Below are 11,458 nucleotides of genomic sequence, written 5' to 3' on the forward strand. Positions count from 1 at the left end.
GACTTCCGTCAGTATTGGCGCGGCGGGCGCGCCTTGTAGACCGGAAGCTTCCAGCCGAAACGCAGCGATCCGGCCCGCAGCGCAAAGGTCACGCCGCCGCAGATCAACAGCGCGATCAGCGTGTCCGCCCCGAGCGCCGTTGCGATCACCGCGCTCATGGCCCCGGCAAACGCGCAGGACAGATACAGCTCGCCCTGTTTGAGAACCAGCGGCACCTCGTTGCAGACCACGTCGCGCATCAGGCCGCCGAACGTGCCGGTGGCGATGCCCATGATCAGCACGATCACCGGCCCATGCTCCAGCCGCATCGTGATCGCGACGCCTGCAGGCACTGCCACCGCCAAGGCGCAGGCGTCGAGCCACAGCAGCGCGCGGTAGCGGCTTTCCAGAAGATGCGCGGTGAAGAAGACGACCACCGCCGCCCCCGCCGCGATCAGCACATAGGTGGGATCGCCGACCCAGAAGACCGGGTCGCGGCCCAGAAGCAGATCGCGCAGCGTGCCGCCGCCGATAGCGGTCAGCGCGGCAATGAAGATGAAGCCCACGAGATCGAGCTGCTGGCGCGAGGCGACCAGCGCCCCGGTCAGCGCGAACACCAGCACCGAGGCGTAATCCAGCGCCGCGCCCAAGGGAAACTCCCCCAGCCAGTCGGGCAAGGCGGTCATTTTTGCTTGGCCGGTTTGAAGGGCTCCATCCCGGCGCGGGCCAACTCGTCGGCGCGCTCGTTCTCGGGGTGGCCCGCATGGCCCTTGATCCATTCCCACGTCACGTGGTGGCGGCGCTGCGCCTCGTCGAGCCGCTGCCAGAGATCGACATTCTTCACCGGCTTCTTCGCCGCGGTTTTCCAGCCGTTGCGCTTCCAGCCGTGGATCCAGCCGGTGACGCCGTTCTTCACGTAAGCGGAGTCGGTGGTGATCGTGATCGCGGTGTCGCGGGTCAGGGTCTCGAGCGCGTTGATCGCGGCCAGAAGCTCCATCCGGTTATTGGTGGTCTCGGCCTCGCCGCCCTTCAGCTCGCGCTCCTTGACGACGCTGTCGCCGTCCATCGCGCGCATCAAGACGCCCCAGCCGCCGGGGCCGGGATTGCCGCTGCAGGCGCCATCGGTCCATGCGTAAAGCTCAGGCATCGAGACCCACATAGCCGTCGAGTGCTGCGATCCGGTCGAGCCAGCGGCGCAGTGCCGGGAAGGGCTCGAGATCATAGCCGCCGCGCGTGTCGGCGGTATGGGTGTAGGCGTAAAGGCAGATGTCGGCGAGGCTCATCGTGTCGCCTGCGAGCCAATCGGCCTGCTCCAGCCGCTGCTCCATGATGCCCAGCAGGACATGGCCGCGCACTTCCAGCGCGTCGAGCGTCTCCTGCGTGCGCTCATGGGCACGATGCAGATAGCACAGGATCGCAGCGCGCACGGCGATGACGCCCTCATGCTGGTTCTGCTCCCAGAACATCCACGACAGCATCTGCGCGCGGGCGAAGCGGTCCTCGGGGATAAAGCGCGAGCCCTCGCCGAGATAGGTCAGGATCGCGTTGGATTCCGCTAGGACGCGCCCGTCGTCGAGATGCAGCGCCGGCGCCCGACCGAAGGGCAGCGCGCCGCTTTCATGAGCCTCGGCCAAGGCGCCGGTGTCATACTCGACATCGATCTTGTCGTAGCTCTGGCCCAGCAGCGCCATAAGCAGACGCACCTTGTAGCTGTTGCCCGAGGAGGGCATCGAATAGAGCTTCATATCGTTACGTCCTCACAAGCGCGATCAGGCAGGCGACGACGACGACGGTCAGGCCGATGCGCAGTTTGAGCCACCAGCGTGGTGTGTGGCCGAATTTCTGGAACAGCCAGTCGAGCGGCAAGAGCGCGAGGAAGCCCAGGATCAGCACGAAATTCACCGGCATCCCGAGCGCCACGAAGGCGATGAAGAAGATGACCGGAGCGACGGCGAGGAAATAGCCGGTCTCCCATTCCGCGCTCGCGGCGAAACCCCATAGGCTGCCTGCCATGAAGCAGAAGATCATCAGGCCATAGGCGAGCACCGCCACGCGCGGATCGGCCACGAAGGCGAATTGCCCGGTTTGCACGACCAGCACGCCCCAAAGGAACGGGATCAGCCCGGCAAGGCCAAGGAGCAGCGCGCCGCCGGGGATTTTCGGGCCGATTTCGCGCATCACGACGCCTCTCTCAGCACGCGGGGCACCTTGAATTCGATGTCCTCGCGGGCGGTTTCGATCTGGTCGACGGTCAGGTCATAGCGCTGGCGGAAGGCGTCGATCACCTCGTCGATCAGCACTTCCGGCGCGCTCGCGCCCGCGGTCACGCCGACCGTCTGAACACCGTCGAGCGCGCGCCAGTCGATATCCGCGGCGCGTTGAACCAGCTGCGAATAGGCACAGCCCGAGGCTTTGCCGACCTCGACCAGACGGCGCGAGTTGGACGAGTTCGGCGCGCCGATCACGAGCAGCGCGTCTATCTGATCGGCCATCGCCTTCACCGATGCCTGACGGTTGGTGGTGGCGTAGCAGATGTCTTCCTTGGCGGGGCCGACGATCTTCGGGAACCGGTCCTGCAGCGCGGCCACTATCGCCGCGGTGTCGTCGACCGACAGCGTCGTCTGGGTGATGAAGGCCAGCCGATCGGGATCGCGCGGCGTGATCTTGGCCACGTCCTCGACCGTCTCGACCAGCAGCACTTCGCCATCGGGCAACTGCCCCATCGTGCCCAGCACTTCCGGGTGGCCCGCATGGCCGATCATGACCATCTGCAGCCCCTCGTTCGAGTGCCGCTCGGCTTCCTTGTGGACCTTACTCACCAGCGGGCAGGTTGCGTCGACATAGATCATCTTGCGCCGCGACGCCTCGGCAGGCACCGATTTCGGCACGCCGTGGGCCGAGAAGATCACCGGCCGGTCATCGGGGCATTCGTCGAGCTCTTCCACGAAGACCGCGCCTTGGTCGCGCAGGCTGTCGACGACGTATTTGTTATGGACGATCTCGTGGCGCACATAGACCGGTGCGCCCCATTTCTCGATCGCCATCTCGACGATCTTGATCGCCCGGTCGACGCCCGCGCAAAAGCCGCGCGGGGCTGCCAGATAAAGGGTCAGGGAGGGTTTCATCGCGCGCTCCTTTGTTCGGGTTCAGACCTAAAGCCCCGTCCGCCTCGCGTCCAGAGGCGATCAGCTTGCGAGTTTGATCGCTTCCGCCGTCAGCCAGGCAAGCACCGCGTAGCGCCCGGCCTTGGCCACGAAGACCAGCGGAATGAAGAGCCACAGCGACATGCGCAGGATGCCGGAAATCAGGCAGATCAGATCGCCGCCGGGCGCCCAGCTCAGCAACAGCAGCCCGATCCCCCAGCGCTCGAACCAGCGATGGCCGCGCGCGAGCTGTGCCTCAGTGGCGGGGAACCATTTGCGGTCTTTCCAGTGGGTGACGCCCAGTCCGATCACGTAGGTGACGAGCGAGCCGATCGTGTTTCCCACGGCGGCGATGAGGATCATCAGCCAGATATTTTGGGTGCCAAGCGTCTGCAGCGCGACGAATACGAGCTCCGACTGGAACGGGATCGGCGTCGCCGCCAGAAGCGCCGAGACGAAGAGGCCAAAGAGGGAAACGTTTTCGAGCATCAGGCCTTCCGCAATGACAAAGGGCGCGCAGGTGATCTGCACGCCCCTTCAAGCACGAATTACGGGTCGCGTCAGGCCCCGGATCAGCTGTCGTCGCCGTTCTCGTCCTCGCGCGGCTCACGCGGCGGGCGACCGATCACTTCGCGCAGCGCGTCGAGTTCGATGAAATTGTCGGCCTGACGGCGCAGCTCGTCGGCGATCATCGGCGGCTGCGAGCGGATCGTCGAGACGACCGAGACGCGGCAGCCCTGACGCTGAAGGCTTTCGATCAGCGGGCGGAAATCACCATCGCCGGAGAACAGCACGATATGATCGAGGCGCGGTGCGAGTTCCATCGCATCGACGGCCAGCTCGATATCCATGTTGCCCTTCACCTTCCGGCGACCCATGGAATCCGTGTATTCCTTGGCCGGTTTGGTGACCATCGCGAAGCCGTTGTAATTCAGCCAATCCACGAGCGGTCGGATCGGCGAATATTCTTCACTCTCCAGAAGAGCGGTGTAATAGAAGGCGCGGACGAGTTTGCCGCGACGTTCAAATTCTTGTCTCAACAGCTTGTAATCAATATCAAAGCCAAGCGCCTTGGCGGCCGCATAGAGATTAGATCCGTCAATGAACAGGGCGAGCCGTTCGTCCTTGTAGAACATACAGTCCTCTTGCACAGGTAGGGTGGACCAGTTCGCGCAGGTGCCGATACGGAAAGTATAGCCGCATCAATTGTGTTGCACAGGCGGGGAGGGCCGACCAGATTTATCTAGGACATATCGCATTTCGCGAGGGAAACGGAATCTGTCTTTATGGACACTAACTATTTGGTCGCTTTCGGGGCGAATCTACCAAGCCAATTCGGGTCTCCTCGCACTACGCTCTGCGCCGCGATCGAGCGGCTCGAGCAATTGGGGTTTTCCTTGGTTGCCGCCAGTCGGTTCTGGTCGACGCCTGCCGTTCCCGAAGGGTCCGGTCCCGATTTCGTGAACGCTTGTTGCAAAATGCGAAGCAGTTTGCAACCGCGCGATGCGCTCGCGCAACTTCATGGAGTCGAAGAAGAATTTGGCCGTGTGCGGGAAGGTCGTTGGAGCGCGCGTGTTGTCGATATCGACCTGATCGCCTCGGAGGATCGGGTTCTGCCGGATCGCGAGAGCTTTCTGCGCTGGAAAAACCTTCCGCCAGAGGCGCAGCAGCGCGACGCCCCGACCGACCTGATCCTGCCGCATCCGCGCTTGCAGGACAGGGCCTTCGTGCTGATTCCCCTTGCCGAAATCGCACCGCTCTGGCGCCACCCGATCACGGGCGACAGCGTGATGGAAATGCTCGCCGCCCTTCCCGAGGCGGAAAAAACCCCGATTTCCCCTCTGTAACGTGGCCAAAACCCTGCGGACGGGCCGGATGGGCGCTTGTGTTTCTGCACTGCAAAGCCTAAGTAGGGCCCTCAATCCGAGTTCTTCTGGAGAGATTCATGGCCCGCGTGACGGTTGAAGATTGCGTTGACAAGGTTCCGAACCGCTTCGAGCTGGTAATGCTCGCTTCGCATCGTGCCCGCGAAATCGCTGCTGGCGCTCCCCTCACGGTCGAGCGTGACAACGATAAAAACCCCGTCGTCGCTCTGCGCGAAATCGCCGAGGAGACCCAATCGGCCGAGGATCTGCGTGAGCGTCTCATCGAGAGCAACCAGACCCAGATCGAGGTCGACGAGCCCGAAGAGGACTCGATGGCGATGCTCATGGGTGGCGAGAGCCCCGATCGTGCCGTCGAAGACGACATGAGCGAAGAGCGTATGCTGCGCGCGCTGATGGACGCGCAGGGGCGCGAGTAATCCACTGATTGGCTGGAACGAGCGCGAATGATCGACGTCGAAGACCTGATCGCGCTCGTCCGCAATTATAATCCCAAGACCGATGCGGATCTGATCCGGAAGGCCTATGCCTACGGAAAAGGCATGCATGAAGGGCAGTTCCGGCATTCGGGCGAGCCCTATTTTTCGCATCCCGTCGCGGTGGCGGCGATCCTGACCGAGCAGCGTCTGGACGATGCGACGATCGTCACCGCCCTTTTGCACGACACGATCGAAGACACGCGCTCGACCTATGGCGAAGTGTCCGAGATGTTCGGCGAGCAGATCGCCGAGCTGGTCGATGGCGTCACCAAGCTGACCAACCTGCAACTTTCGAACGCGGCCTCGAAGCAGGCGGAGAACTTCCGCAAACTGTTCATGGCGATGTCGAAAGACCTGCGGGTGATCCTCGTGAAGCTCGCCGACCGTCTGCACAACATGCGCACGATCCGTTCGATGCGGGCCGAGAAGCAGGCGCAGAAAGCGCGCGAGACGATGGAGATCTACGCGCCGCTCGCAGGCCGGATGGGTATGCAATGGATGCGCGAGGAGCTTGAAGACCTCGCCTTCAAGGTGCTCAACCCCGAGGCGCGCACCTCGATCATCCGCCGCTTCGTCAGCCTGCAGAAGGAAACCGGCGATGTGATCCCGAAGATCACCGCCGACATCCGCGCGCTGCTCGAAGACGAGGACATCGACGCCGACGTCTTCGGTCGCGCGAAGCGGCCCTATTCGATCTGGCGCAAGATGGAGGAGAAGCAGCTCACCTTCTCGCGCCTGTCGGATATCTACGGCTTCCGCGTCATTACCCGCACCGAGATGGATTGCTACCGGGTGCTGGGCCTGATCCACCACCGCTGGCGCGCGGTGCCGACCCGGTTCAAGGATTACATCAGTCAGCCGAAGACCAACGGCTACCGCTCGATTCACACCACCGTTTCGGGGCGTGACGGCAAGCGCGTCGAGGTGCAGATCCGCACCCGGCAGATGCACGAAGTGGCCGAGGCGGGTGTCGCTGCGCACTGGTCCTATCGCGATGGCGAGCGGGCGCAGAACCCCTTCGCGGTCGATCCGGCGAAATGGCTCGCCTCGCTCAGCGAGCGGTTCTCGGACCCCGATGGCGACGGCGATCACGACGAGTTTCTCGAGAACGTCAAACTCGAGATGTATTCCGATCAGGTCTTCTGCTTCACCCCGAAAGGCGATGTGGTGAAGCTGCCGAAAGGCGCGACCCCGATCGATTTCGCCTATGCGATCCACACGCGGATCGGCAATAGCTGCGTCGGTGCCAAGGTCGATGGCATCCGCGTGCCGCTCTGGACCCGACTGAAGAACGGCCAGTCGGTCGAGGTGATCACCGCTTCGGGCCAGCGTCCGCAGCTGACCTGGCTCGATATAGTGGCGACCGGGCGCGCCAAGGCCGCGATCCGCAAATCGCTGCGCGAGGAAGATCGCGACCGCTTCATCAAGCTGGGTCAGGAACTGGCGCGGGTGGCCTTCGAGCATGTCGGCCGCCGCGTGACCGACAAGGCGCTGCGCACGGCCGGCAAGGCGCTGGGGATCGGCGATCAGGACGAGGTTCTCGCCCGGCTCGGCTCTGCGGAACTGGCGGCCTCGGATGTGCTCGACGCGCTGTATCCCGAGCTCGCCCAACGCCGCGAAGGCACCGAGATCGAGCCGACCCGCGCCGTTCTGGGACTCGGCGCCGATCAGAGCTTCCGCCGCGCCGATTGTTGCCAGCCGCTGCCGGGCGAGCGCATCGTCGGCATCACCTATCGCGGCAAGGGCGTCGTGATCCACGCGATCGATTGCCCCGCGCTCGAAGAGTTCGAGGATCAGCCCGAACGCTGGGTCGATCTGCATTGGAAGACCGGGCAACACCCGCCCGCCTACACCGCGACCCTGAAGGTCACGATCTCGAACGATGCGGGCGTGCTGGGACATATCTGCACATTGATCGGCCAGCAGAAGGCAAATATTTCGGACCTCGACTTTGTGGAGCGCAAGCCGGACTTCTATTCGGTTCTCGTCGAGGTCGAACTGTGCGATGCAGAACATATGCATCGCCTGCTTACCGCCTTGGAGGCGGAGAGCGACGTGGCACAGGTGGAGCGGATCAGAAACCTGTCGCGCAAACCCTGACGCACACGGCGCAGGGGGGAGAAAGGACGGCGGCGTGGTCTTCAGACGACGCGAAAAACGGGGGGTTTGGGCCAACCTGCGCGAGGCGATCTGGCCGCGTTCGGGCTGGTCCCGCGCTTTCCAATACGTCAAGCACAGGGTCAACCGGCTTCCCGACCGACCGCACCGGATCGCGCGTGGCGTCTGGGCCGGGGTTCTGGTCTCGTTCACGCCGCTTTTCGGATTTCACTTCGTCAGCGCCGCGGCCGTGGCCTGGATCATGCGCGGCAATATCCTCGCGGCGATCCTTGCCACCTTCTTCGGCAACCCGGTCACCTTCCCGATCATTGCGGTCTTCTCGACGAAACTGGGGCACAAGATCCTCGGCGACCGGCTTGATCATGGCGGGGAACCGGAAAGCCTGCTGCAGACCTTTCAGGCCGCGAGCCACGATCTGCTGCATAACTTCTGGGCGATGTTCACCCCCGAACATGCGGAATGGAGCGGGCTGGAGCGGTTCTTCACCGATGTCTGGCTGCCCTATCTGATCGGCGGGATCGGACCCGGCGTGATCGCGGCGACGATCTGCTACTACGTGTCGCTGCCCATAATCACAGCCTATCAGAACCGGCGCCGCAGCAAGCTGAAGGCGCGGCTGGAGAAGATGCGGGCGAAGATCAAGCGCGAGGAACGCGCGGCGGCGGAGAAAGCAGAGAACTCCGAAGACTGAGTAGGGCTCAGGCCTGCGCTTCGCCTGCGCCCGCTTCGCTCAGCGCATAGCCGCGGCGCTGCGCCCGGCGACGAAACCGCTCCGCCGCATGGACTGCGTCGCGCAGGTTGGAGAACCACCGCAGACAGGACGCGCCGGTCTGGCCCTGCAGGCCCCATTCGCGCAGCACGGTATATTCTCCGAACAGGTTGTCGGAGACTTCCACGCGATAGAACCGTCGCGACGTCGGCGTGTGAAGAAGGAGGTTGAGCATGGCAGTGCCCCTGTATCCCGATTTCGTGAAGTGAATCAGAGCGGGGCGGTTTTGGCCAGCGAAAAGAGGTTAACGCTTTGATGTCCGCGCTAAAGGCGGTGTCGTCAGCTCCAGCGGACCTCGCCCAGAAAGATATAGCCCGCGCCGTATATCGTCTTGATAAGGCGTGGGTTTTTCGGGTCTTCGCCAAGCTTCGTGCGCAGCCGCGAGATCCGCACATCCATCGCCCGGTCGAAGCTTTCGCCTGCCGCACCGCCCAAGCTTTCCTGCATCTGAGCGCGGGTGATCAGCCGGTTCGGACTTTCCAGAAACAGCCGCAGCACTTCGCCTTCGGCATGGGAGAACGAAGTCTCGGCCCCATCCTCCGCCACCAGCAGATAGCGGTCGAAATGGGCGGTCCAGCCTGCAAAATGGGCGGTTTGCGCTTGCGCCGGGCCCTCGCTGCGTCCCTTGCGCAGGCGCGCACGGATGCGGGCCACGACCTCGGCCGGATCGAAGGGCTTGATGATGTAATCATCCGCGCCAAGTTCCAGCCCCGTCACCCGGTCCTGCACCTGCGCGCGGCCCGAAATGATGATGATCGCGGCGCCCGATTCCAGCGCCAGCCGATGCACCAGCGCCAGACCGTCGCGATCGGGCAGGCCAAGATCGACGAGGCAGACATCGGGCGAGGAGCGCTTCAATCCGGCTTCGAACTCGGTCGCGCGGCCGTAGCAGGTCGTGCGGAACCCGGCCTCTTCGAGCGCGTCGGAAAGCATCCGGCGGATTTCGGGCTCGTCGTCGAGGATCGCGACAAGGGGATGGTCGGCACTCATCGAGGCACTCCCGCAAGCAGCGCCGCAAGCTGCGCGGCGGTAAAGGGTTTCTGAAGGACCGGGCAGGGGGCCTGCGCGCGCAGCGCATCGCCCGGCGGCAGCGAGGTCATCAGGATCATGGGAACCTGATTGCGGATTTCGCGGGCAAGATCCACCCCGCTGCGCGGCCCCGGCAGCTGGATATCCGACAGGACCAGCGCGATATCGGGCAGGTTCAGAAGCGCCTCGGCCTCGGCGATCGTGCCCGCCTCGACGACCGTGTGATCCATCGCCCGCAGCATGTCGCGGGTGCTGGCGCGAATGTCCTCGTCATCCTCGACCAAGAGCACCATCATCGGCTCGGCTTGGCGGGCGGCGGGTTTCAGCGGCAGGCGCATCGTGACGCGCGCGCCGTCTTCGGTATTGGCCAGCCGCAGCGTGCCGCCCGCGAGCTTGGTCTGGTCATAGACCATCGACAGGCCGAGCCCGGAGCCCTCATTGCCCTTGGTCGTGAAGAACGGATCGAGCGCATGTTCGAGCGCCTCATCCGAGAACCCGCCGCCCTGATCGGTCACGGCGATCTCGACCCATGTATCGCGCACCGCACGCGCCTCGATCCGGATCGTGCCGCCCTCGCCTCGCATCGCGTGATTGGCGTTCAGGATCAGGTTCAGCAGGCTGTCCTGCAACGGGCCGGGATCGAGCAGGATCGGGTCTTTCAGATCGCAATTGTCGAAATCGAGCGTCACCGGACCATGGAGCGTTGGCCCCGCCATCGCGGCGAGATCGTCGAAGAGATCGTCCAGCACGACGGCCTGCGGGCGCAGCTCGCGCGGGCCCGAGATCGCGGCGATCCGGTCGAGAAGGGTGCCGCCGCGCCGCGCCGCTCCCAGGGTCGCCCGGATCGCGTCCTGCGCGTCGGCGGGCAGCCCCTCCATCCGTTCGAGCCGCCCCTGCAGGCCGAGGATGATCGTCAGCAGATTGGCGAAGTCATGCGCGAGCCCCGACGACAGCTGCGCGGCCAATTCGCGCTTCGCGGATTGCGCGAGCGCCGCGCGGGCCTGCGCCTCATGCGTGACGTCGGTGGAGAGGATGTAGACCCCGCTCACCTCGTTCTTGCTGGCAAGATCGGGCGTCAGCGCGACGCGGATGCGCCGGCCCGATGGGTCATGCGTGATTTCGACGACGCTCGCCTCGCCCGCCAGTGCGCGCCGAAAGCCGGGGGTGATCTTGCGATAGGTCTCGGGGCCGAGCGCCTCGCTCGCGTGGTGGCCGACCGCATTGGCGAGCGATCCGGGCATCACGGTCGACAGGCGCCGGTTGGAAAAGGTGTAGATCAGGTTGCAATCGACGCGCGCGATATGGGCGGGCATCATCTCGGTCACCTGCCGCGTGCGAGCTTCGGTGATCGCCAGCTGGCGCGAGGTTTCCTCCAGCGCCATGTTCGTCGCCGCAAGTTCCCGGTTCGCCGCCGCCAGCGCCTCGGCATGGTCGAGCAGCTGGTCTGACAATTCCTCGGACCGCGCGCGCAACAGCGCCTCTTGCCGCTTCACCGGCGTGATATCGGTATAGACCGTGACCCAACCGCCCTCGGGCAGCGGCGCGCCTTCGACCGAGATCGTGCGCCCGTTCGCCCGCTGGCGCTCCATGTAATGGGCCTCGAAGGCGCGGGCGGTCTCGACCCGTTCGCGGACGGCGGCCTCGATATCGTCGACCTCGCCATATTCGCCCCGCGTCACGAGGAAGCGAATCGTGTCCTCGAAGGTGGTGCCGGGCTGGGTCAGTGTGTCGGGCAGGTCGAACATCAGCTGATATTGCCGGTTCGACACGGCCAGCCGCAGATCGCTGTCGAAGATCGACAGCGCCTGTCCGATTAGGTTCAGCCCCGCCTGTGTCAGCCGCTCGCGGCTTGTTTCGCTCACCTCGCCCCTCCCACTCCTTGGCTTTTGCTACCACCGGCAGGCGGCGCGGCAAAGCGTGTTTCGCTGCGCAGCGAAGCGGTAAGAATTCGTTACAATCACGAAAAGATCACGAAAACTTTGACATGGACTGTCGAGCCATGCCGAACTGTGCGCGGAGGAGCGCCCGGGGCGGTCGAGGGACGCCGGACATACCGGC

Annotated in this window: 14 protein-coding genes; 4 read left to right on the plus strand and 10 right to left on the minus strand. The window is 64.3% G+C overall.

Annotated features, from left to right (window positions below; translation table 11 throughout):
• Positions 1-8: 8 nt before the first annotated feature.
• From ACZ7GB_RS11645 to ACZ7GB_RS11675, 7 genes are all read right to left on the minus strand, one after another.
• Complete coding sequence (locus ACZ7GB_RS11645; protein WP_078522350.1) at positions 9-665, minus strand: trimeric intracellular cation channel family protein; 657 nt, start codon at positions 663-665, stop codon at positions 9-11.
• On the minus strand, positions 662-1,126 hold the full coding sequence (gene rnhA, locus ACZ7GB_RS11650) for a ribonuclease HI (RefSeq protein ID WP_472158794.1): 465 nt from the start codon (positions 1,124-1,126) through the stop codon (positions 662-664). The genes ACZ7GB_RS11645 and rnhA overlap by 4 nt, the downstream gene beginning before the upstream one ends.
• Positions 1,119-1,724 (minus strand): glutathione S-transferase family protein, encoded by a 606-nt coding sequence (locus ACZ7GB_RS11655; RefSeq protein WP_472158795.1) that lies wholly within the window; start codon positions 1,722-1,724, stop codon positions 1,119-1,121. Before ACZ7GB_RS11655 ends, rnhA begins: the two co-directional genes overlap by 8 nt.
• Positions 1,725-1,728: 4 nt before the next feature.
• Complete coding sequence (locus ACZ7GB_RS11660) at positions 1,729-2,157, minus strand: DUF3429 domain-containing protein (RefSeq protein WP_274962806.1); 429 nt, start codon at positions 2,155-2,157, stop codon at positions 1,729-1,731.
• On the minus strand, positions 2,157-3,104 hold the full coding sequence (gene ispH / locus ACZ7GB_RS11665; RefSeq protein WP_472158797.1) for a 4-hydroxy-3-methylbut-2-enyl diphosphate reductase: 948 nt from the start codon (positions 3,102-3,104) through the stop codon (positions 2,157-2,159). Before ispH ends, ACZ7GB_RS11660 begins: the two co-directional genes overlap by 1 nt.
• A 60-nt stretch (positions 3,105-3,164) precedes the next feature.
• Positions 3,165-3,611: a YqaA family protein gene (locus ACZ7GB_RS11670; protein WP_078606086.1), complete on the minus strand. Its 447-nt coding sequence runs from the start codon at positions 3,609-3,611 to the stop codon at positions 3,165-3,167.
• 83 nt (positions 3,612-3,694) lie between these two features.
• Positions 3,695-4,258, minus strand: a complete 564-nt coding sequence (locus ACZ7GB_RS11675; protein WP_078522355.1) for a LabA-like NYN domain-containing protein — start codon at positions 4,256-4,258, stop codon at positions 3,695-3,697.
• 165 nt (positions 4,259-4,423) lie between these two features.
• Here ACZ7GB_RS11675 and folK point away from each other — a divergent pair, with 165 nt between their 5' ends.
• The 4 genes from folK to ACZ7GB_RS11695 all read left to right on the plus strand — a co-directional run bounded on the left by folK (position 4,424) and on the right by ACZ7GB_RS11695 (position 8,293).
• Complete coding sequence (folK, locus tag ACZ7GB_RS11680) at positions 4,424-4,969, plus strand: 2-amino-4-hydroxy-6-hydroxymethyldihydropteridine diphosphokinase (RefSeq protein ID WP_472158799.1); 546 nt, start codon at positions 4,424-4,426, stop codon at positions 4,967-4,969.
• A 98-nt stretch (positions 4,970-5,067) separates the two neighbouring features.
• Entirely contained in the window at positions 5,068-5,424 is a 357-nt protein-coding gene (gene rpoZ, locus ACZ7GB_RS11685) for a DNA-directed RNA polymerase subunit omega (RefSeq protein WP_078522357.1), read from the plus strand.
• Between the two features lie 27 nt (positions 5,425-5,451).
• Positions 5,452-7,584 (plus strand): RelA/SpoT family protein, encoded by a 2,133-nt coding sequence (locus ACZ7GB_RS11690; protein ID WP_472158800.1) that lies wholly within the window; start codon positions 5,452-5,454, stop codon positions 7,582-7,584.
• A 34-nt stretch (positions 7,585-7,618) separates the two neighbouring features.
• Positions 7,619-8,293, plus strand: coding sequence for a DUF2062 domain-containing protein (locus ACZ7GB_RS11695; protein ID WP_078570797.1), 675 nt, complete (start codon positions 7,619-7,621; stop codon positions 8,291-8,293).
• Positions 8,294-8,300: 7 nt separating this feature from the next.
• Here ACZ7GB_RS11695 and ACZ7GB_RS11700 read toward each other — a convergent pair whose 3' ends face one another.
• The 3 genes from ACZ7GB_RS11700 to ACZ7GB_RS11710 all read right to left on the minus strand — a co-directional run bounded on the left by ACZ7GB_RS11700 (position 8,301) and on the right by ACZ7GB_RS11710 (position 11,262).
• On the minus strand, positions 8,301-8,546 hold the full coding sequence (locus ACZ7GB_RS11700; protein ID WP_078541711.1) for a WGR domain-containing protein: 246 nt from the start codon (positions 8,544-8,546) through the stop codon (positions 8,301-8,303).
• Positions 8,547-8,650: 104 nt separating this feature from the next.
• Positions 8,651-9,361 carry a response regulator transcription factor gene (locus tag ACZ7GB_RS11705; protein WP_078541712.1) on the minus strand — a complete coding sequence of 237 codons (711 nt, stop codon included), beginning with the start codon at positions 9,359-9,361 and terminating at the stop codon, positions 8,651-8,653.
• On the minus strand, positions 9,358-11,262 hold the full coding sequence (locus ACZ7GB_RS11710; protein WP_472158802.1) for a hybrid sensor histidine kinase/response regulator: 1,905 nt from the start codon (positions 11,260-11,262) through the stop codon (positions 9,358-9,360). Before ACZ7GB_RS11710 ends, ACZ7GB_RS11705 begins: the two co-directional genes overlap by 4 nt.
• Positions 11,263-11,458 lie beyond the last annotated feature (196 nt).

The sequence above is a fragment of the Thioclava sp. PTB-PU3-1 genome (genome assembly GCF_055666785.1).